Below are 19449 nucleotides of genomic sequence, written 5' to 3'. Positions count from 1 at the left end.
TCATTTTCAGGATACCGTCATGACCGTCGCCGAACAGCTCAGTGCCTTGAGCGCAATTCTCGCTCAGCGCAGCATTCACAGCCTGTTCCAACCGATCGTCTGCCTCAGCGAACGGCGCATCTTCGGCCATGAAGCCTTGAGCCGGGGCCCGTCCAACAGTCCGCTGCATTCACCCTTGAACCTGTTTGCCATTGCCCGCCAGGCCGGTCACTTGACCGAACTGGAGGCCGCGTGCCGGGAAAGTGCGTGCCGACGCTTCAGCCAGCAGGGGCTCGACGGCAAGCTGTTCCTCAACATTTCACCCGAATCGCTGCTGGAACCGCACTACCCTTCCGGGCGCACCCTCAAGCTGCTCGAACAAGTGGGGCTGGCACCCAACCGGGTGGTGATCGAACTGACCGAGCAGACCCCTACCGACGATTTCCAGCTGCTATCCAATGCCTTGCATCACTATCGCGACATGGGCTTTTCCATCGCCCTGGACGACCTCGGCGCGGGCTATTCGAGCCTGCGCCTGTGGTCGGAGCTGCGTCCCGAGTACGTGAAGATCGACCGCCACTTCATCGATGGCATCCACCGCGACCCGCTCAAGCGCGAGTTCGTCGGCTCCATCCTGCAGATTGCCCGGGCCTCGAAGGCGCAGGTGATAGCCGAAGGGATCGAGCTGCCGGAAGAGCTGGCGGTGTTGACCGAGATGGGTGTGGACCTGGTGCAGGGGTATCTGCTGGGGCGGCCGCAGGAGATGGGAGTGCGGGAGAATCAGCAGCTATTGGCGCAGGTGCTGCCCGTGGCTCTGGTCGAGCAGCCGACGGTGGGCCTGAATGCCACGATCGGGCAAATCATGGAGCTGTTCGGGCGGCATGAGCACCTGGAGTCATTGGAAATTCGCGATGCCGAAGGCATGCCCTGTGGCCTGGTTCATCGCAATGCATTGCCTGTACCGGCCTCATCGCTGGCAATCCAGCGATGAGGCCGGTACAGGCAATTAATCAGGCTGTTTCGGGATAGCTGTACTCAAACACCCGAACGACCTCGGAGGCATGCCAGGACGCCGCCTCCATGCCATCTACCGGCCCCGAAAAACGCCCCAGGCGCTCCACGCACTCGAAAAAGCCGGTGCGCGGCAAACGGCTGGCACCCTGGCTGATCACCAAGGAGCTGCGCAGTGGCTGCTCGGCACGGGCATCGAGCACCGCCAGGTACTCCAGCGCAGCGGTGAGGGTCTGCATCGCCGGGCTGGGCAACTGCAGGCGCTCGATCAGCGCACGGTAAGTGAGCAGGTGGCGTTGACGGCGGGCCAGGTCAAGCTCGTCCAGCAGGTTTTGCCAATGCTGTCGGCTGATCCTGACCTGGCTCATGATGGCTCGCTCCAGCCGGCCACCCCCAGATGCCAGGCCAGGGCACGGCGGATTGCAGCATCCGGCTGGCGCTCGCCCGATTCGATCATGGCCAGGTACGCCGGGCTGACCCCGACATTACGCGCCAACTGCTCAGGGGCGATGCCTTTGGCCTGGCGCAGTTGCGCCACTTCACTGAACGCTGGCAGGCTGGCTGCCGGGGCGCTTTGTTGCGCTGATTCGCCAGCCACCTCGGCCGGAGCTTGCCCGGCTGCCCTGAGCAGCGCCTGATACTGCTCCCAGGGCACGACGGCGTACTCGGGCTGACCGTCCCGGCTAATGACCTGAATACCCATACAACCCCCTTACGTAAGCATTACCGTTTTCGCGCCTGCTACAGGCTTTCGACCAATAGCGAAAGGCAATCGGGCTGCTCCCCTTTCGTTATATCCCATTGTAAGAGATTTCCGATCAGCGTGCCCAACGTCAGTGCAAGAGAGCGCGATTCTGATGTGCTGTTCAAGTTCTGATGCCGGCGGTTGCCTATAGAGAATACTTGTCGTCTTCCCGAATCGGTTGACCAATGCACCGACCAAAGATATTGGCCAAGTGCGCATCATCACCAAGGTAAGATTGGATATTGGCCGCGACCCACTCTTCGCTATTCACACCATCCCAGTTGATGGAGAACCCCGCGTTCACGATGATCCACTCAAAAAGGATACGCTGAGTGCGTCCATTGCCCTCCCTGAACGGGTGCGCAACGTTCAATGTGCCATAGGCCTCTGCCACCGCTTTGATCAGCTGGTCGCGCGAGTAATCTTCGAACCATCTCGCTGCCGCCATTTTCGAGAATTCTTTCCTGGATTCTGGCTCTATGAATTCAGGACTACAAAACCTCGTGCTGCCTTTGCTGATTGCAGCAGTACGTAGTTTTCCCGCCCAGCTGTAGATCTTCGAGAAAAGCGCGCAATGAATTTGCCTTAGGGATTCCAGGCTATAGGGAGGAGGCACGAACTCTAAAGCGGAAGCCGCGATTGCGCTGAGATAACGCTCGGCATCCTCAAGGTCTTCAGGATCGCGCAGGTCGAGCAGATTTATGAGTACGTCAGTTCCCGGATAGCAATCCGAGTCTTGTTCAGCACCGTACTTGTCCCTTCTCAAGCCTTGACCAGCTGCACAGCCTTGAGCGCAGCAACACGAGTGGGCAACTTGATTTCACCATCATCTTTAGACACGCAGAATCCCTCAAGCCGAAGGCTGGCTGCATAGTTGGCTTTGCGATGCTTGGCATACCAGGCTTTCTTGGCTTCCAGACTGAGCTTTTCCATATCTTCGACCTTACGGTTACGTGCCTTCAGATTGTAGCTGATCAAGGCGTCCATTTGGGCAATTGCCTTCCCCACATGTCAGTGCGCTTTGCGCTCCAGGCGCAGTGCTTCGGGGGTGTCGGGCAGGCGTTCGACCACCAGCAGGCGCTCAGGCGCCTGGCTGTCGCGCCAGGCCTTGAAGCGCGCCAGCTCATCAGCCACGGTCTTCAACACCCAGCCGAGCACGGCGATGTCATCGAGAAAACCGACGCCGAGAATCCAGTCGGGGATGGCGTCGATGGGGCTGACGAAGTACAGCAAGCCGGCGACGATGGTCACCAGTGCCTTGGGGCTGATGGCGCGGTACTCACCCCGCCACCAGGCCAGGCAAAGCGACTGCAGCAGCTTGACGTCATCGCGCAACTGGCCGATGCGCGGGCCTTTGCGGGCCACTGCGAACAGCAAGGCCGGCAACCGGCCACGGCTGAGCAGGCGCTCGGCCAGGGGCAGGAAACGGGCGAAATTCCAGGGTGCGCTCATGGAGCCTCCAGCAGGGGAAGGTTATCCACATTTATTGTGGATAACCTTGTGAACAGGGCGAAGTTTGTGACGGCGGGCGCCCACAAGGCAAGGGCCCCGGTCAGATCGGGCGTTTTTTACACAGTCGTTTCAGATCCGCAAACGTTTTGCGTCAGAAGCTTCCGGCTTCTTCACTCTGCCCTTGCTCGGACAATGCCAGCCGCTCGAGGTTCGCCGAATGATCCCCCACAAACGACAACGCCCCGTCAGGACGGGGCGTTGTGCAGGTACCAGCCGTTATTACTTGGCAGGTGCTTCGGCCGGAGCTTCAGCTTCTGGCGCTTCGCCACCCTGCAGTTGGGCCGGGTCCTTGATGGCGATCAGTTCCAGGTCGAACACCAAGACCGAGTTGGCCGGGATCAGCGGGCTCGGGCTCTGGGCGCCGTAGGCCAGTTCAGCCGGGATGAACAGCTTGTACTTCTCGCCAACGTGCATCAGCTGCAGGCCTTCGACCCAGCCTGGGATCACACCGCTGACGGGCAGGTCGATCGGGCTGCCGCGCTCGACCGAGCTGTCGAACACCTTGCCATCGATCAGCTTGCCTTCGTAGTGAACGGTGACCACGTCGGTCGGCTTCGGCTGCGGGCCGTCAGCCTTCTTCACGACTTCGTACTGCAGGCCCGAGGCGGTGGTAACCACGCCAGGCTTCTTGGCGTTTTCTTCGAGGAATTTCTTGCCGGCGCTGGCAGCTTCTTCGCTGGCCTTGGCCAGGCGTTCTTCGGCGCGCTTCTGCAGCGCGGTGAAGGCTTCTACCAGTTCTTCGTCCTTGATGCGTTGCTCTTTCTTGCCGACAGCGTCTTCGATGCCGAGGGCGACTGCTTTCGAATCAAGGTCTTCCATGCCTTCCTGAGCCAGGCTCTTGCCCATGTTCAGGCCGATACCGTAGGAGGCTTTCTGTGCCGGAGTCTTCAGCTCGGGGCTGCTGGCTTGTTGATCGCAGCCAGCCAGTACCAGGCCTACCAGGGCAACCGCAGCCGCCAGACGATGCTGTTTCATGCTATTTCCTTGTTCATGCGCCATAAGGGCAATCAGGGTAAAGCCGCGAGCTTATCAGGCGGCCATCACCAATGGCTACCGGCATAAGAGCGGGTTTTCGTAAGGAAGTTCAGTAGGTAAAGGCTTCTTCATGGATGCTGTACAGCCATTGGCCAGTATTGACCCTTTGTGCCGGGTTTTCCTGGTTTTTGTGGCTTTTTATTTCTGGCAGTTCTGATCAGGGATACGCGCCTTCCCGGTACTGCTCAGCGAGCTCGCGCAGCACCTCGCACACCCACTGCCCCTGCAGACTCAACGGCAATGCCGCATTGCGGCAGATGCCCACCGAACCGCCCGGCTCGCGCACGCCGAGGTCAACTTCGGCCAGCTCACCCCGGCGCAAATCCAGCAGCACCGCATCACGCGGCGCCACCCATAATGCGTCACTGCCCAGCAGATAACGCCGGCTCAGCGCCAACGACAAGGTCTCCAGCCGCTGCGCCGGCATCTGGATACCGCACTGCACGAACAGGCTGTCGGCATGCTGGCGAATGGTGGTGCCCGGCGGCGGCAGTACCAACGGATACTGCCCGACCCGCTGCCGCTCCACCGGTGCGCTCGCCAGCAAGGGATGGCCGGGGCGCACGACCAATGCCATCGATTCGCTGTACAGGTGCTCGAACGACAGCCCCTGGATCTGCGGGCTGTCGGTCATGCGCCCGACCACCAGCTCCAGCTCGCCCAGGTGCAGTTGCCCGAGCAACTGCGCACTGACCCCGGTGACCACGCTGATCACCAAGGCCTCATGGCGCTGATGCAGGCGGCACAGCACCTCAGGCATCAGCAGCCCCTCGACCGTCGACAGCACACCAATACGCACCTGCGACGGCGCCCGCGCTTCACCGCGCAGGCTGCTCACGCCATCACGCAGCGCCTGCACGCTGGGCCCGGCGTAACGCATGAAGCGGGTGCCAGCCGGGGTCAGCTCGACGCCCTGGCGGCTGCGCTCGAACAGACGCGCTTCGAGCAGGTCTTCTAGTTCCTTGAGCGTCTTGGAGATCGCCGGCTGGCTGATCGCCAGGATGTCCGCCGCCCTGGCCAGGCTGCCCTGCCGGGCAATCTCCAGGAAACACAGCAGGTGGCGGTACTTGATACGGGTGTCGAGGTTCATGCCGGCAAGCTTACCGCATCGCCACCTGCGGCGTATCCGGGTCGCGCTGCTGGCGGCGGAACTGCCCAGGCGGCAGGCCGTGGATCTGCCGGAAGCGCCGGGAAAAGTAGGCCTCATCGGCGAAGCCACAGAGCCGCGCCACCTCGCCCACCGGGCGACTGCCATTGAGCAGGTAATTGCGTGCGGTGTGCATGCGCCGCTCCAGCACCAGCTCGCTGAAGGTCTTGCCGATTTCCTTGCGCAGCCAGTGGGTCAGGTAGGTCGGCGACAAGTAAGTGGCGGCGGCGACTTTCTGCAGGTTCAGGTCGGGGTCGTCGATATGCCGGCGCAGGTACTCGCTCATGCGCCCCAGCGCGGCGCGGCGGCTGAGCTGCGCGGCATTGCTGTCAGCCAGTTCGCGCAGCGGCTCGGCGTACAGGCCGCAAACCTGGCCGATCAGCTGCAGCAGCAGGCCCTTGAGCACTTCGCGGGTGCCGAAACGGCGGTTGGCATCGAGTGCGCGCATGCGTTCGAGAACCTGCCGCACCTCGGCGAACTCGGCCTCACCAAGGCAGAAGTCGAGATGCTCCTGGAAGCGGAACGGTGACAATTCCGGAGCCTGCAGGATCGACACCTCTTCCAGGTCCATCGGGTCGCAGGCCAGGTGCGGCAACAGGAACGTCTGGGAGAAATTGATCACCACGAAATCGCTGTCAGCCGGGTGCGGGATCACATGCACCCGATGCGGCAGGATGAAGGCCAGGGTGTTGCGCCTGAAGGGGCGCTGCACGCTGCCGATGTGCTGCACCGTGTCGCCACCGAAATTGATCTGAATCTGGAAGTACTCGTGGCGATGCGGCGCGGTTTCGGCGGGGCGGCCGCGCTGGTCGCGGATGTAGAAATCCATCAGCTCGCTGCGCTGCTGCATGACGTAGGTCGGAACCTCGCGCTTGGGGGGCATGGGCAATCTCCGGGTTGCGGGGCTCTAAGTTGTACGATGTCCAAACTCTGCAATTTAACCCCTTCTGCAAAAACCTGCGCAACAGCAAATCCACGCAACCCGCAAAAAACGGGACATCCAGCAGAAAATACGAACAAAACCCCACTTATGAAATTTCTTGGACAGCGCAGCGCTGCCCCGCCTGCCGTGAAAAAAACGGTCTAAACCCGCCGTTGCATTCATCTCGTTGTACGACCACCTTAGAAAAGGGACTGCAGCCCAACCTCTACCAACAACAACAAACGAGGTCGACTCATGTCGAGCACGCCTACCCCCCGCGCCGCGTCGTCATACGCGCTGGACGCGGCCCCTGCCCAGCGCCTGCCCACCCGGCGCCGCTGGTTCATGCTGTCGCTGCTGCTGCTGGCGACCATCATCAACTACGTCGACCGGGTGAACATTTCCATCGCTGCGCCGTTCATGGCCAAGGACCTGGGCCTGGACAAGGTCGAGATGGGCTTGATCTTCTCCGCCTTCGCCTGGACCTACGCCCTGGCCCTGGTACCCGCCGGCTTCATCGCCGACCGCTTTGGCTCGCGCCTGACCTACGGCGTATCGCTGATCAGCTGGTCAGCGGTCACCGTGGCCCAAGGCCTGGCCAGCGGCTTCGCCTCACTGTTCGGCCTGCGCCTGGCGGTCGGTGCCATGGAAGCCCCGGCGTTCCCAGCCAACAGCCGCGCGGTCACGGTGTGGTTCCCCGCCCGCGAACGCGGCATGGCCAGCAGCATCTACGTGTGTGGCCAATACCTGGGCACCGCGCTGTTCACCGGCGCGCTGCTGTGGCTGGCGACCACCTACGACTGGCGCCACGTGTTCTACAGCACCGGTCTGGTCGGCATCCTGTTCGGCGTGGTGTGGCTGTGGCTGTACCGCGACCCGCTGAACTGCAAGAAGGTCAGCAAGGAAGAACTGGCCTACATCGAACAAGGCGGCGGCCTGGTGAAAAGCAGCCAGCAACGTACCCGCTTCGACTGGCGCCAAGTTGCCGAGCTGTTCCGCTACCGGCAGATCTGGGCCATCTGCCTGGGCAAGTTCGCCAGCACCTCGGCGCTGTATTTCTTCCTCACCTGGTTCCCCACCTACCTGATCGAAGAGCGCCAGCTGACCTTGATCAAGGTTGGCATTTTCGCGGTCATGCCATTCATTGGTGCCACGGTCGGCATCCTCCTCGCGGGGATCGTTTCCGACCTGCTGATCCGCAAGGGCTACTCGCTGTCATTCGCCCGCAAGCTGCCGCTGGTGGTGGGTTCGATGCTGGGCATGTCGATCGTGCTGGTGAATTTCACCGACTCCAATGTGCTGTGCATTGCCGTACTCACCCTGGCGTTCTTCGCCCAGGGTATCGCCTCGGCGTCGTGGGCAGCGGTGTCGGAAGTGGCGCCCAAGGAGCTGATCGGCTTGACCGGCGGGGTCACCAGCCTGGCGGCGAACATCGGCGGCATCGTCACGCCGATCGTGATCGGCGCGATCGTGCATGCCAGCGGCTCGTTCGCCATGGCGTTCTGGTTCATCGGCGGGGTGGCGTTGATGGGCACCCTGTCTTACTCGCTGCTGCTCGGGAAGCTGTATCGCATCGAACTGAAGACCACGGCATGAGCCCCGATTAGTCCAAGCCGCCCCTGCTTTCGTCCAACTTTATCGGCCAGCCTCTGACTTACGCTGGCCACTCCAGTACGGAGGATCCACCCATGACCTACCTGTTCAACCCGCCAGCCATCGTCAGCCTGCCGATCCGCGGCAGCGCTGCGCGCTTCCCGGTCGGCCGGGTGTTCTGCCTGGGCCGCAACTACCCATGGCCGGAGTCCTACGGCCCGGCGCCACAGGAGCCTGTGTTCTTCATGAAACCGGCGTGCAACGTGGTCGAGGCGCAGGGCGAACTGCCCTTCCCGCCGCAGACCAATGAGTTCTGCCACGAAATCGAGCTGGTCGCGGCGATCGCCAAGGGCGGCGCCGACATTGCCCAGGAGCATGCCCTGGAACACGTGTTCGGCTTTGCCGTCGGCCTCGACCTGACGCGTCGCGACCACCAGCGCAAGGCCAAGGCCGAGGGCCTGCCATGGGAAGGCGCCAAGGTGTTCGAGGCCTCGGCACCGATGACCGCCATCGTCCCCGCCAGCGAATGCACCTGGCCGCTGGATGCGTCGCTGTGGCTGCAGGTCAATGGTCAGGAGCGCCAGCGTGCCCACCTGAGCCAGCAGACCTGGGCCCTGGCCGAGGTGATCAGCCGGCTGTCCCGCCAGCTGCCGCTGCGCCCCGGCGACCTGATCATGACCGGCAGCCCGCCCGGTGTGGCGCCGCTGAACCCGGGTGACACGATCCACGCCGGCATCGATGGCATCGGCGAACTGCACCTGCGCGTCGGCCCTCGCCCTGCCGGGCAAGCCGCCAACGCTGCCTGAATTCACTGGAGCCCGAAATGAAGCAAAACAAGAAAATCGCCCTGGTCACCGGCGCCGGCAGCGGCATCGGTCGCGCCGTCGCCCTCGCCCTGCTGGAAGAAGGCTTCAGCCTGGTCCTCGCCGGCCGCCGCGCCGACCCCCTGCAAGCCGTCGTCGAACAGGCGCTGGCAGCGGGCGGTGAAGCCCTGGCCGTAGCCACCGACGTGCGCGATGAGCAGAGCGTCGCGCAGCTGTTCGCCACCATCGAGGAGGTGCATGGCCGCCTCGATGTGATCTTCAACAATGCCGGTATCAATGCCCCCGCCGTGCCGGTAGACGAGCTGCCGCTGGAGAACTGGCGCAACGTCATCGCCACCAACGTCGACGGCGTGTTCCTGTGCGCCCGCGCCGCCTTCGGCCTGATGCGCCGCCAGCAGCCGCAAGGCGGGCGGATCATCAACAACGGCTCGATCTCGGCGCACACCCCGCGCCCGTTCACCGCGCCCTACACCGCCAGCAAGCACGCGGTACTGGGCCTGACCAAGGCGCTGGCGCTGGATGGCCGCCCCTACAACATCGTCTGCAGCCAGGTGGATATCGGCAACGCCCTGACCGAGCTGTCCGAACGCATGACCCGTGGTGTGCGCCAGGCCAACGGCGAGATCGCCGCCGAACCGATGCTCGACGTGCGCCATGTGGCCGACGCGGTGCGCTACATCGCCGCGCTGCCACTGGATGCCAACGTACTGAACATGACCGTGATGGCCAGCAACATGCCGTTCGTTGGCCGTGGCTGAACCCTGTTCCTGATGGAGTGACCGATGAAACCTGAAGTCCTGCAACTGAGCCCGATCCTCATCCCGCAAATCCGTGAGCAGCTGGAACAGCTGTTCACCGTGCACCGCTACTACGAACAGGCCGACAAGGACGCCTATGTCAGCCAGCATGCCGACAACATCCGCGGGGTGATCACCGGTGGCCACACCGGCATCAGCCAGGCGCTGATGGCGCGCCTGCCCAACCTCGAAGTGATCGCTGTCAATGGCGTCGGCACCGATGCGGTGGACCTCGCCTATGCCCGCGATCGTGGCATTCAGGTGACCGCGACCATCGGCGCCCTCACCGAAGATGTCGCCGACCTCGCCATCGGCTTGTTGATTGGCTTGTGCCGGGGCATTTGCACCGGTGACCGCTTCGTCCGCGCCGGCCATTGGGCCACCAGCGCCACACCGCTGGCACCGTTGCCGCTGGCCCGCCAGGTGTCGGGCATGCGCGTGGGCATCGTTGGCATGGGCCGGGTCGGCCGCGCCGTAGCGCAGCGGGCGGCGGCGTTCGGTTGCCCGATTCGCTACACCGATTTGCAGGCGCTGGAAGTGCCTTATGGTTTCGAGGCGGATCTGCTGCAACTGGCCAAGGGCAGCGATGCGCTGATCCTGGCGGCGGCGGCCGACAAGGGCGAAGCGCTGGTCAACCGCGAGGTGCTGCAGGCGTTGGGAGCCCAGGGGTATCTGATCAACATCGCACGCGGCAAGCTGGTGGATGAGCCGGCGCTGATTGCCGCGCTGGAGGCCGGCGAGATCGCTGGCGCGGCGCTGGATGTGTTTGCCGATGAACCACGGGCGCCCGAGGCCTTGTTCGAGCGTGAGGATGTGGTGCTGCAACCGCATCGCGCCAGTGCCACGGTGCAGACCCGCACGCGCATGGGTGAGATGGTGGTGGCCAGCCTGGTGGATGTGTTTGCCGGGCGCAAGCCGCAGGGGTTGGTGGTCTGATTTGAAACTGGAATAAGAACGGCGAATGGCAAGCTGAATGCCACTCACCGTTCCACTTTTTGCCGCACAAACTTACATTAAGTTACTTCTAGCCAAAACATCTCAAAAGTCATTTGGCGAAAAATCCTACAAGGTTTTAGGAAGAGCGAAGCTCCTCTGAGAATTGATTCCTCGTTAGTGTTCAGGTGCAAATCATATGCATCTGTTCGCTAACCAACCGTTGGCCGGCATAGCCGTGCGATGACGGGTGAAAGAGGAACTTCAATGCTCAACAAGTTTGATTCAAACAGCAAGAAGCCGGCTACGGCAAATGCCACCCAAGAGATAAACGAGCACAATACCAGGCCCATCCTCAAACCCTCGGCATGGGGCTCCAGTCCCACATCTCACTCCCCAGACAGCCAATCCGAATTCGCTGAGCCGCATGAGAGCAACCCGGTCGCCCCTGACTTCAAACTACGCGGCACTTTCCAGAGCCCGTTGCTGAACAGCGCCGTGCCCATGGCGGTGACGTGCGGGATCTACAGCTACCGCCTGCAATTGCTGACCAACGAAGTGCTGGAGTCGCTCAAGCACAATGCCTGCGATGGGTGTGAGGAAAAAGGCCGATGAACAGTAAAGCCTTGGTCGAGCTCATCAACGAGCATCACCGCTCCGGGCAGCACAGCTATGTGCTGCTGGACCCGCTGGCAGCCCCGAAAGACAGCGAACATTCATTACTCAAAAACCTGAAGTCGGTATTGGGCGACTGTGCGATGACACGGGTGGTTAGGCCTAATATGCCCCATGCACCTGAATCGCATCCAGTGCTCGTGTGCCTTGGCTCACCAGGCAGCTTGCCTGACGCGGCGCTGCTGGAGCTGACAACAAAGGCTGCCGAACACGACATGCACCGGCGCAAGCGCCAGGTCTGTGGCTGGCTGCTCAGCGAAGCCGCGCCCTCTGCCATTGCATCTCACGTGACCGCGCTGTGCCGTTTGCCCGAAGCATCCGGAGCGACGTCGTTTCACCCTGTTTACGAACCGCTGCGACTGGAACTGCTGGCAGCGTTGTTCGAGCGTGCGGAACAGGGACCGTGGTGGCCGATCGAGCGCTGGGTGTTCGTGACCAGTGGCGGCAGCCTGGCGAGCCTGAGAGGTCAGCCTCGCAACCGGCGTAGTCTGCCTGCGGGCGCCATCGGTGTGCAGCAGGACGCCGCGCTGATCGAGGCCGTGTTAGCGATATGGAAAGCGTCCCTCCTGTTTACCAGTGCTACCAAAGTCTCAACGTTGCCTCCTTTCGCTGCTGTGCGTGCCTCCAATCACATCAATAGTGCGCGCGGGCTCGGCTTGAGCGCTGAGCAGGACATCCAGGCACTTGCCCTGCATCTGCTTTGCCTGCACCCACAGCTGCACACCCTCCAGGCCGTGCGCGACATGATCGATGCGGCCATTCATCGGCAATGCCCGCTGAGCGCCCAGCTGGCGCGCTACTCCGATTCGAACTGGCAGCGCCTGGTTGCCACCCTCCCCTGTCACGAGGCCTACCCATGAGCTTCAGCCAGAACATTGCCAACCTGATCACCGAAACCGACTTCCTCCTCACCCCCTGCAAAGCCTGCCAGCGCCAGGGCCTGCCCATCCTCCCCCTGCGCCACGCCGTGGTTCCCGATACCCGCCCCGGCAGCGACCCCGCAACGCAAACCCGGAGGGGCCTGCGCACGTTACGCAGTGGTTACCTCTATGTGCTGCTCGACCAGCGCATCTGGCACGCCTACGAGGTCACCGCGCAAGGCCACTTGCGCCGCATCAATCCCTACGAGCCTAATCCTGGCCCACCAGCGTCGCTGCCCGAGCGCTGCGTGCATGAGGACCACGACATCCCCTCGTCCTTCCTCAACATCGACACCGAGACTTACGGCTCGGCCTGGCTGGCGTTCTCCAGTGATCCCTGGCCGGTCAGCGTGCTGCAGGCTTACAAGAGCGGCCAGTATCCTGCGCATCGCTTCGAGGGCCTGGACCTGATCCAGGCGCGCAAGCACCCCGAACTGCTGGGCCTGGCCATGACCCCGGATAACCTCCAGGTTGACCGCCAGGTGTTCGAATACGCCCAGCAACTGAACGGCCCGTTCGACAGCGCCCATGGCTTTCACAGCCGTTTCCTGCGCAAGACCGCCCTGCGCGGTTACCTGGTCAATGCCATGGCCCGGTACCAGCTGGAAAACGGCGTGCTGGCGGTGGTGCTCGACGATACCGTCGGCCTGATCCAGGAGTACAACCACCAGCGCCTGAACTGGGTGGTCAAGCGCCAGGCCTGGCGCGAAGACCCGCTGCGCGCCTATCAGCTGCAGACGTCGCAGATCCTGCAGATCATCCGAGCTACCCAGCGCGAATGGGCGGCGCAGAAAGTGTTCACGTTCGAAGCACAGACCGGTGATGGGCCGCCTGTGTTCGCCGATCCCGAAAAGCAGCGCCAGCCGGTGGTCGAGATGCGCCAGCAAGAGAGCGACGAAAAGCTCGAGGAGCGCTATGACGAACCCCGGCGTGCGGCGTTCCAGGCGGAGTATGAACAAGAGGAAGCCCGCTTCCAGGCCTACATCGACCGGCATGCCAGCACCTACGCGCAACTCTGTGAGAGCGCTGCCTTCGCCCTCATCGAAAGGCACGACTACGACGGCCGGGACCGCGAGTCGGGCATCGCCTACAGCAAGACCATCGCCGCCTGCCTGGCTGGTGGCATCACTGAAGCGCCGTCCATCAATCCTGAGCCAGCTTCCAACACCAGCGAAGCATTGTGGCTGAACTGGCTTCAGGACCCGAATAGCCCACCCTACCGGGCGCTCCTTCTTCGCGACGGGCCACTGATGGCAGCGCTGCTGCCAAGCTTTTCGTCGACCGAACCGACCAACTGGAACGACAGCGAAAAGTTCTACAGCGCCTTGAGCAAGTTCATCTCCAGTGAAGACGCCGGCCTGAAGATGCGTGATTCGCTCAAGCAGGCCATCACTGAACTGCAGGGCGCAGTCAACGCCGCCAGCATGCGCCTGCAAGTGCACCTCAACCCCGGCATTCAGCAGGCCGTACGGCATCTGAACAGTGCCGGCCAACGGGTTTACAACGGCGTGCACCTGATCGAACTGCAGGTGCAGATGAAGTTGGGTGAGTACTACGCCCTACAGAGCGCGCACCTGCGTGAACTGCAGAACAGGGCCAGCGAGAAACTGGCCAAGGCGCGGGAAGGCATGATGCTGTCTCTCGACGAACTGCAAGCCGGCGTACAGAACGGAGCGCGCAAGGTCAAACCGATCATCCAGACCGGGCTGCTGAGCCTGGCCGTGCTCGACCCGAAAGTGGCGCACCAGGTAATCCCGGTCAGCGTCTGGGTCGAAGGCACGGCGTATGAACTGCATGAGCGGTTGGCAAGGGAGGTCAAACTGAACGTCAACCAGTTGAACGATGCCGCGAAGATGGCGCTAGTGGAACTCAAGGTAGCAACGGGGACGCTGGAGCTGGATGCGCGAAAAAAACTGGATGGCATGAAGATCAGCGCTGGGCAGGCTTCTCAGTTGCTGCGTGATAGTTTCAGCGGACTACGAGGAACGGGAAAAGGCTCGGAGGTGCTGCTCTCGCTGGGCGGCCTTTATTTACTAAACGACAGCGCTGGCAAGAACCTGAAAAAAGCAGAAGAAGAGATTGGCTCTAAGTCCCCCGAAGCCTTGGTAGCGTTGTATGGCTCAATGATAGGTATCGCTGGCAGCGGCATAGAATTAATTGGACTTTTCATACCACACAGAGCAAGTACAACCAATAACTTGGCCACTGGCCGTACAATTGCAAAATTCGGAGCCATGATTAACGCTGCCGCAGGTCTTTTCGAGTCGATTTATCTTATGATGGCTACAAAACGCAAACATGGTGATGGTGATAGCAAAGCTGCTTTGGGATACGGACTCGCTGCAGCCTTAACCATTGGAGGAGTCGCCAGTGGGATACGAGCTGTATTTAGCCCGCTGTTAATTGGTGCAGTAGGCGCGACTATTATGCTTAGCGCAATTACATACAAGATCACCAAGTGGGCTGAAAAAATGGAATCAACACGACTGGAGCAATGGGCCAAACGCTGCTTTTTCGGAATCGCTAACGAGTCACCACGAATTCATTGGAATTCACCAAACCATGCCGACATCGCCTTTGCTGAGTTAAACGCAGCCACCTTGGACCTAACCGGCGGGTTAGCATTCAAAACTGAAAGAGCAGATCCTGCAACCAGTTCAAAAATAGGCGGACTTGTTAACCTAGAAACGAAGCGAAGCATAAAATTTCAGTTCACGCTTCCGTATTTCTCAGAATTGAGCTCCAGCTATCATTGGGCACTTGTATTTCATCGCCATGGAGATGGCTTGCCACCCAACTATATAGGTGGCGAGGTTATCGCAACGGATCGATTTTCGCCACCACCAGTGAGATCCAGAACCTCTATATTTTCCGCAATGACAACTTCAAAAAAAACCAAAACGCCTGATTATCTTGCGGATACTTTGAAGGTAACCCAAAAGCGCCGCAAAGTAACCCAGAGCGAAGAAGAATACAATTTCGAGGTCTTCGGCGGGACTATAGAACTCACACCAGATATTGGAAGACACAACATCACAAGTGCTTCACTATTGATAGCTTACTGGCCAGACCGAAACATACCCGATGCGTATGCCGAAATTGCATTGCAGGGTGAAGCATAATGACCCAACGACATCGCGCCATTGGCTGGAAGTATGATCTCCCAGCCACAAACGCTCCTAGCCTCTTGAACCTAGACATAGCTAATCTGGATCCGCCACCAAACCGTATCGACGACATTACAATTGAAATATCCAGGCCCCCTATGGAGCTCAGAGGATTCTCCTTCATAATGGGATCCCTAACATTAATAGCAACATCTGGCGTCACAGCAGCGTCATTATATTATAGTTTTTTTGTAGCAACCAAAACCGACATATCATTCGTAGCGATATTCTTAGCAGCCTGCATCGCAGCCTTCATCTTATTGACTCCATACATCCGCATGGACATTGAGCAGCCTCGAAATGAGCCAGTTCGCTTTAATAGGAAGCGTCGAAAGGTCTACTTCTACCAATACAGAACGGACCTATTGCATCCCTTCAGCATAAAGCGCTGGGGAGTAAAGCCCATCGCGTACGACTGGGATGATCTTACTGCTGAAGCTTACCGCTTGTATGCACCCATGGGATATGGCGGATTAATGGAGAAAGTCATGATATCCGTTTGCAAGCCTGGTACAAACGAAGTAATAGACCGCGTACTCTTTGCTGACAACATAGAGACTGGCGAACAATACTGGGCAATCGTCAGGCACTTCATGCAGAAGGGGCCCGAAGCCCTCCCCGATTTCGTCCACCCACCTTGGGACTGGAATGAGGGCATTTATTCCAATCCTTTCGATCAACGCGCTCCCAAGGTCCAGTGGCCCACCGAAATGGACCTGGAATCCCGCACCGCCCCCGCCCCAGGAGAACAACCATGAAACCTGTGGTGCTCGTCGGCCACTCCCATGCCTGCCCGATCCACGGCAAAGGCGTCGTGGAAACCGGCAGCCCCAACTACACCTTCAACGGCAAGGCCGTGGCCAGGGTCGGTGACCGGACAAGTTGCGGGGCAGTGATCGTCAGCGGCTCGGCGGGCTACCAGATCGAAGGCAAGGCCGTGGCGCGCCAGGGAGATCGAACTGACCATGGTGGGTATCTGGAGGAAGGCGATATTGGCTGGCAACTTGAATGATCTGGCGGGCCATACATAAAGGGGGCCGCTTTGCGGCCCATCGACGCGGCTCGTCGCCACCACAAGCGCGGCTCTCACAGGTCCTCCATCGTTTTCAAAAAGCGGTGGAGGACCTCCCGATACATCAGGCCACCGCCAGCTCCACCGCCTCCCCATTCATCCGCACCGGCCACACCCGCAGCCGCTGCCCGGCATCCTCCAGGCACGCCCCGCTCTGCAGGCTGAAGTGCTGCTTGTACAACGGCGCCGCCACCACCAATTCCCCTTGCAAGCTACCGACCAGCCCTCGCCCGATGATATTGGCCCCCGAGCGCGGATCGCGGTTGTCCACCGCATACAGGCTCTGCTCCAGTTCGGGCAGGTAGAAAAGCGCCACCTGCGCGCCATCCAGCCACACCACCACGCCAGAGTCGGCCACCAGGTCATCGGCCTGGCACACCGCCTTCCAGCTCTCTTGGGGTTTCACAGCAGCATTGGACAGGTTCATCAGACAGCCTCCTCGACGGTTGGGATCAGGTGCAGCGGTGCAGCCGGCCGGCGTTGTTCGCGCTCGCGCACGAAGTGCACGTCCGGGTCGGCGCGCTTGTCGTTGACGAAGGTGCGGAAGCGCTTGAGCTTCTCGGGGTCGTTGAGGGCGTTGGCCCATTCGCATTCATACTGGTCGACCACATGCTGCATCTGCGCCTCCAGCTCGGCCGCCAGGCCCAGGCTGTCATCAAGGATCACCTGCTTGAGGTAGTCCAGGCCGCCTTCCAGGCTTTCGCGCCAGACCGAGGTGCGCTGCAGCTTGTCGGCGGTGCGGATGTAGAACATCAGCACGCGGTCGATCTGGCGCACCAGGGTTTCGTCGTCCAGGTCGGTGGCGAACAGCTCGGCGTGGCGCGGGCGCATGCCGCCGTTGCCGCAGATGTACAGGTTCCAGCCTTTGTCGGTGGCGATCACGCCGATGTCCTTGCTCTGCGCCTCGGCGCACTCGCGGGTGCAGCCGGATACCGCAAACTTGAGCTTGTGCGGGCTGCGCAGGCCCTTGTAGCGGTCCTCCAGGCGCAGGGCCATGCCGACGCTGTCCTGCACGCCGTAGCGGCACCAGGTGCTACCCACGCACGACTTCACCGTGCGCGTCGACTTGCCGTAGGCGTGGCCGGTTTCGAAACCGGCTTCGATCAGCTCGCCCCAGATCAGCGGCAGCTCGTGCAGCTGGGCGCCGAACAGGTCGATGCGCTGGCCGCCGGTGATCTTGGTGTAGAGGTCGTACTTTTTCGCCACCTGGCCGATCACGATCAGCTTGTCGGGGGTGATCTCGCCGCCGGGAATGCGTGGCACCACCGAATAGGTGCCATTCTTCTGCATGTTGGCCATGAAGGTGTCGTTGGTGTCCTGCAGCGGCACCAGCGCCGGGTCCGTGATCGGCTGGTTCCAGCACGAGGCAAGGATCGAGCCCACCGCCGGCTTGCAGATGTCGCAGCCGACATGGCCCTTGCCGTGGCGTTCGAGCAGTTCGTTGAAGCTACGGATACCCTCGACCCGCACCAGCCCGTAGAGCTCCTGACGGGTGTAGGCGAAGTGCTCGCACAGGCTCTTGTCGACGGTCACCCCACGGGCGGTGAGTTCGTGCTCGAACACCTGCTTGAGCAGTGCCGCGCAACCGCCGCAGCCGGTGGCGGCCTTGGTGCAGCCTTTGACCGCAGCGAGGTCGCCGCAGCCACTGTCGATGGCCGCACACACCGCGCCCTTGCTGACGTTATGGCACGAGCAGATGGTTGCGCTGTCGGGCAGCGCATCGGCGCCGAGCGCAGGCGCGCCGCCACTCTGCGGCAGGATCAGTGCTGCCGGGTCGGCCGGCAGGGCGATGCCGTTCTGGGCGTACTGCAGCAGGGTGTCGTAGTAGCTGTTGTCGCCCACCAGCACCGCGCCGAGCACGTGCTTGCCGCTGGCATCCACCACCAGCCGGCGGTAGGCGCTGTTGGCCTCGTCGATGAAGCGGTAGCTACGCGAACCCGGCGTGGCGCCGTGGGCATCGCCGATGGAGCCGACATCCACGCCCAACAGCTTGAGCTTGGTCGACATGTCGGCACCGGTGAATTCGCTGGCAGCTTCGCCCATCAGCAGCGCTGCCAGGTTGCGCGCCATGCTGTAGCCCGGGGCGACCAGGCCGAACACGCTGCCATTCCACGAGGCGCATTCACCGATGGCGAAGATGCGCGGGTCGCTGCTACGACAGTGGTTATCGATTACCACGCCACCGCGAGCGGCGATCTGCAGGCCGCTGGCACGGCCCAAAGCGTCTTGCGGGCGGATACCGGCGGAGAACACGATCAGGTCGGTTTCCAGGTGTTCGCCGCCGTCGAAATTCATGCGGTAGCGGTAGGCTTCACCCGCGCTGATCGACTGGGTGGCGCGCGACAGGTGCACGCCGACGCCCAGCGCTTCGATTTGCGCCTTGAGCGCGGCGCCGCCCTCGCCGTCCAGTTGCACCGGCATCAGCCGTGGGGCGAATTCCACCACGTGGGCTTCCAGGCCGAGGCACTTCAGGGCGTTGGCGGCTTCCAGGCCGAGCAGGCCGCCACCGACCACCACGCCACGGCGCGCGTGGCCGGCAGCGGCGCGAATGGCATCGAGGTCGTCGAGGGTGCGGTAGACCAGGCGGGCATTGCCGCTGGAGCCTTCGATTGGTGGCACGAACGGGTAGGAGCCGGTAGCCAGGATCAGCTGGTCGTAGCCGTAGCGCCCCTCGGCAGTCACCACCTCGCAGCGTTCGCGGTCGACTTCCAGCACCGCTTCGCCCAGGTGCAGGTGCACGCCGCTGTCGCCGTAGTAGGCCTGCCCGCACAGGGCCAAGGTCTCGGCGCAGCTGCCGGCGAAATACTCCGACAGGTGCACGCGGTCGTAGGCACGTTGAGGTTCTTCGCCGAACACGTGCAGCTCGAAGCGCTCAAGGGCGCCGCGTTCGACCAGTTGCTCGACGCAATGGTGGCCGACCATGCCGTTGCCGACGATGACCAGTCGCTCTCGTTGCCCGCTCGCTGTTGCCTTCATAAGCCGATCCTCGATCAAAAAAAAAGCGCCTGGAGCCGAAGCTCCAGGCGCCTTTGCCTGTATTCATCACGGTGGGTGGCCCGGGTTGATCGCCGTTGATCAGTGGGCTTTGTTGTATCAGGGTTAAAGCAGGGACTGTGC

20 protein-coding genes are annotated in these 19449 nt (G+C 61.6%); 10 read left to right on the top strand and 10 right to left on the bottom strand.

What is annotated here, in order from left to right:
- The first annotated feature begins 19 nt into the window (after positions 1–19).
- Positions 20–970 carry an EAL domain-containing protein gene (locus ABE528_RS15290; RefSeq protein WP_346653385.1) on the top strand — a complete coding sequence of 317 codons (951 nt, stop codon included), beginning with the start codon at positions 20–22 and terminating at the stop codon, positions 968–970.
- 19 nt (positions 971–989) lie between these two features.
- On the opposite strand, the gene ABE528_RS15285 is transcribed toward ABE528_RS15290, so the two are convergent.
- The 8 genes from ABE528_RS15285 to ABE528_RS15250 form a co-directional block, all read right to left on the bottom strand.
- Positions 990–1358: a hypothetical protein gene (locus ABE528_RS15285; protein ID WP_027918137.1), complete on the bottom strand. Its 369-nt coding sequence runs from the start codon at positions 1356–1358 to the stop codon at positions 990–992.
- Positions 1355–1693, bottom strand: a complete 339-nt coding sequence (locus tag ABE528_RS15280; protein WP_152954233.1) for a helix-turn-helix transcriptional regulator — start codon at positions 1691–1693, stop codon at positions 1355–1357. Before ABE528_RS15280 ends, ABE528_RS15285 begins: the two co-directional genes overlap by 4 nt.
- Positions 1694–1880: 187 nt before the next feature.
- Positions 1881–2501 (bottom strand): Fic family protein, encoded by a 621-nt coding sequence (locus ABE528_RS15275; protein ID WP_346653384.1) that lies wholly within the window; start codon positions 2499–2501, stop codon positions 1881–1883.
- On the bottom strand, positions 2498–2668 hold the full coding sequence (locus ABE528_RS15270) for a YhfG family protein (protein ID WP_152954258.1): 171 nt from the start codon (positions 2666–2668) through the stop codon (positions 2498–2500). The genes ABE528_RS15275 and ABE528_RS15270 overlap by 4 nt, the downstream gene beginning before the upstream one ends.
- Before the next feature lie 78 nt (positions 2669–2746).
- A complete protein-coding gene (locus ABE528_RS15265) occupies positions 2747–3187 on the bottom strand; it encodes a YkvA family protein (protein ID WP_346653383.1) in 441 nt (146 codons plus the stop codon).
- 279 nt (positions 3188–3466) lie between these two features.
- Positions 3467–4222 carry an FKBP-type peptidyl-prolyl cis-trans isomerase gene (locus tag ABE528_RS15260; protein WP_027918134.1) on the bottom strand — a complete coding sequence of 252 codons (756 nt, stop codon included), beginning with the start codon at positions 4220–4222 and terminating at the stop codon, positions 3467–3469.
- A gap of 217 nt (positions 4223–4439) precedes the next feature.
- A complete protein-coding gene (gene pcaQ, locus ABE528_RS15255; protein WP_152954236.1) occupies positions 4440–5372 on the bottom strand; it encodes a pca operon transcription factor PcaQ in 933 nt (310 codons plus the stop codon).
- Between the two features lie 10 nt (positions 5373–5382).
- On the bottom strand, positions 5383–6312 hold the full coding sequence (locus ABE528_RS15250) for an AraC family transcriptional regulator (RefSeq protein ID WP_346653382.1): 930 nt from the start codon (positions 6310–6312) through the stop codon (positions 5383–5385).
- Positions 6313–6606: 294 nt separating this feature from the next.
- Here ABE528_RS15250 and ABE528_RS15245 point away from each other — a divergent pair, with 294 nt between their 5' ends.
- The 9 genes from ABE528_RS15245 to ABE528_RS15205 all read left to right on the top strand — a co-directional run bounded on the left by ABE528_RS15245 (position 6607) and on the right by ABE528_RS15205 (position 16272).
- Positions 6607–7947 carry an MFS transporter gene (locus ABE528_RS15245; RefSeq protein ID WP_152954238.1) on the top strand — a complete coding sequence of 447 codons (1341 nt, stop codon included), beginning with the start codon at positions 6607–6609 and terminating at the stop codon, positions 7945–7947.
- A 92-nt stretch (positions 7948–8039) separates the two neighbouring features.
- Positions 8040–8750: a fumarylacetoacetate hydrolase family protein gene (locus ABE528_RS15240; protein ID WP_346653381.1), complete on the top strand. Its 711-nt coding sequence runs from the start codon at positions 8040–8042 to the stop codon at positions 8748–8750.
- Between the two features lie 17 nt (positions 8751–8767).
- A complete protein-coding gene (locus tag ABE528_RS15235; RefSeq protein ID WP_152954240.1) occupies positions 8768–9526 on the top strand; it encodes an SDR family oxidoreductase in 759 nt (252 codons plus the stop codon).
- A 24-nt stretch (positions 9527–9550) separates the two neighbouring features.
- A complete protein-coding gene (locus tag ABE528_RS15230) occupies positions 9551–10501 on the top strand; it encodes a 2-hydroxyacid dehydrogenase (protein WP_346653380.1) in 951 nt (316 codons plus the stop codon).
- Positions 10502–10765: 264 nt separating this feature from the next.
- A complete protein-coding gene (locus ABE528_RS15225; RefSeq protein ID WP_152954242.1) occupies positions 10766–11113 on the top strand; it encodes a hypothetical protein in 348 nt (115 codons plus the stop codon).
- Positions 11110–12033: a hypothetical protein gene (locus ABE528_RS15220; protein WP_152954243.1), complete on the top strand. Its 924-nt coding sequence runs from the start codon at positions 11110–11112 to the stop codon at positions 12031–12033. Before ABE528_RS15225 ends, ABE528_RS15220 begins: the two co-directional genes overlap by 4 nt.
- Positions 12030–15215, top strand: a complete 3186-nt coding sequence (locus ABE528_RS15215; protein WP_346653379.1) for a T6SS effector BTH_I2691 family protein — start codon at positions 12030–12032, stop codon at positions 15213–15215. Before ABE528_RS15220 ends, ABE528_RS15215 begins: the two co-directional genes overlap by 4 nt.
- The gene (locus ABE528_RS15210; protein ID WP_256669016.1) at positions 15215–16018 is read left to right on the top strand and encodes a DUF6708 domain-containing protein; all 804 of its coding nucleotides are present in this window, start codon (positions 15215–15217) and stop codon (positions 16016–16018) included. Before ABE528_RS15215 ends, ABE528_RS15210 begins: the two co-directional genes overlap by 1 nt.
- Complete coding sequence (locus ABE528_RS15205; protein ID WP_152954245.1) at positions 16015–16272, top strand: PAAR domain-containing protein; 258 nt, start codon at positions 16015–16017, stop codon at positions 16270–16272. Before ABE528_RS15210 ends, ABE528_RS15205 begins: the two co-directional genes overlap by 4 nt.
- Before the next feature lie 124 nt (positions 16273–16396).
- Here ABE528_RS15205 and nirD read toward each other — a convergent pair whose 3' ends face one another.
- Together nirD and nirB are read right to left on the bottom strand one after the other, a co-directional pair.
- Positions 16397–16759 carry a nitrite reductase small subunit NirD gene (nirD, locus tag ABE528_RS15200; protein ID WP_152954246.1) on the bottom strand — a complete coding sequence of 121 codons (363 nt, stop codon included), beginning with the start codon at positions 16757–16759 and terminating at the stop codon, positions 16397–16399.
- Positions 16759–19308 carry a nitrite reductase large subunit NirB gene (gene nirB, locus ABE528_RS15195; RefSeq protein ID WP_346653378.1) on the bottom strand — a complete coding sequence of 850 codons (2550 nt, stop codon included), beginning with the start codon at positions 19306–19308 and terminating at the stop codon, positions 16759–16761. Before nirB ends, nirD begins: the two co-directional genes overlap by 1 nt.
- Between the last annotated feature and the right edge of the window lie 141 nt (positions 19309–19449).

The organism is Pseudomonas sp. TWI628 (genome assembly GCF_039673865.1).
In the GTDB taxonomy this organism is placed as follows: domain Bacteria; phylum Pseudomonadota; class Gammaproteobacteria; order Pseudomonadales; family Pseudomonadaceae; genus Aquipseudomonas.
This window is presented reverse-complemented; position numbering and strand designations above follow the sequence as displayed.

Bases quoted from the DNA above. Each gene is read 5' to 3' on its own strand.
- ABE528_RS15290 (WP_346653385.1), top strand. From the start codon at position 20: ATGACCGTCGCCGAACAGCTCAGTGCCTTGAGCGCAATTCTCGCTCAG.
- ABE528_RS15285 (WP_027918137.1), bottom strand. From the start codon at position 1,358: ATGAGCCAGGTCAGGATCAGCCGACAGCATTGGCAAAACCTGCTGGAC.
- ABE528_RS15280 (WP_152954233.1), bottom strand. From the start codon at position 1,693: ATGGGTATTCAGGTCATTAGCCGGGACGGTCAGCCCGAGTACGCCGTC.
- ABE528_RS15270 (WP_152954258.1), bottom strand. From the start codon at position 2,668: ATGGAAAAGCTCAGTCTGGAAGCCAAGAAAGCCTGGTATGCCAAGCAT.
- ABE528_RS15265 (WP_346653383.1), bottom strand. From the start codon at position 3,187: ATGAGCGCACCCTGGAATTTCGCCCGTTTCCTGCCCCTGGCCGAGCGC.
- ABE528_RS15260 (WP_027918134.1), bottom strand. From the start codon at position 4,222: ATGAAACAGCATCGTCTGGCGGCTGCGGTTGCCCTGGTAGGCCTGGTA.
- pcaQ (WP_152954236.1), bottom strand. From the start codon at position 5,372: ATGAACCTCGACACCCGTATCAAGTACCGCCACCTGCTGTGTTTCCTG.
- ABE528_RS15250 (WP_346653382.1), bottom strand. From the start codon at position 6,312: ATGCCCCCCAAGCGCGAGGTTCCGACCTACGTCATGCAGCAGCGCAGC.
- ABE528_RS15245 (WP_152954238.1), top strand. From the start codon at position 6,607: ATGTCGAGCACGCCTACCCCCCGCGCCGCGTCGTCATACGCGCTGGAC.
- ABE528_RS15240 (WP_346653381.1), top strand. From the start codon at position 8,040: ATGACCTACCTGTTCAACCCGCCAGCCATCGTCAGCCTGCCGATCCGC.
- ABE528_RS15235 (WP_152954240.1), top strand. From the start codon at position 8,768: ATGAAGCAAAACAAGAAAATCGCCCTGGTCACCGGCGCCGGCAGCGGC.
- ABE528_RS15230 (WP_346653380.1), top strand. From the start codon at position 9,551: ATGAAACCTGAAGTCCTGCAACTGAGCCCGATCCTCATCCCGCAAATC.
- ABE528_RS15225 (WP_152954242.1), top strand. From the start codon at position 10,766: ATGCTCAACAAGTTTGATTCAAACAGCAAGAAGCCGGCTACGGCAAAT.
- ABE528_RS15220 (WP_152954243.1), top strand. From the start codon at position 11,110: ATGAACAGTAAAGCCTTGGTCGAGCTCATCAACGAGCATCACCGCTCC.
- ABE528_RS15215 (WP_346653379.1), top strand. From the start codon at position 12,030: ATGAGCTTCAGCCAGAACATTGCCAACCTGATCACCGAAACCGACTTC.
- ABE528_RS15210 (WP_256669016.1), top strand. From the start codon at position 15,215: ATGACCCAACGACATCGCGCCATTGGCTGGAAGTATGATCTCCCAGCC.
- ABE528_RS15205 (WP_152954245.1), top strand. From the start codon at position 16,015: ATGAAACCTGTGGTGCTCGTCGGCCACTCCCATGCCTGCCCGATCCAC.
- nirD (WP_152954246.1), bottom strand. From the start codon at position 16,759: ATGAACCTGTCCAATGCTGCTGTGAAACCCCAAGAGAGCTGGAAGGCG.
- nirB (WP_346653378.1), bottom strand. From the start codon at position 19,308: ATGAAGGCAACAGCGAGCGGGCAACGAGAGCGACTGGTCATCGTCGGC.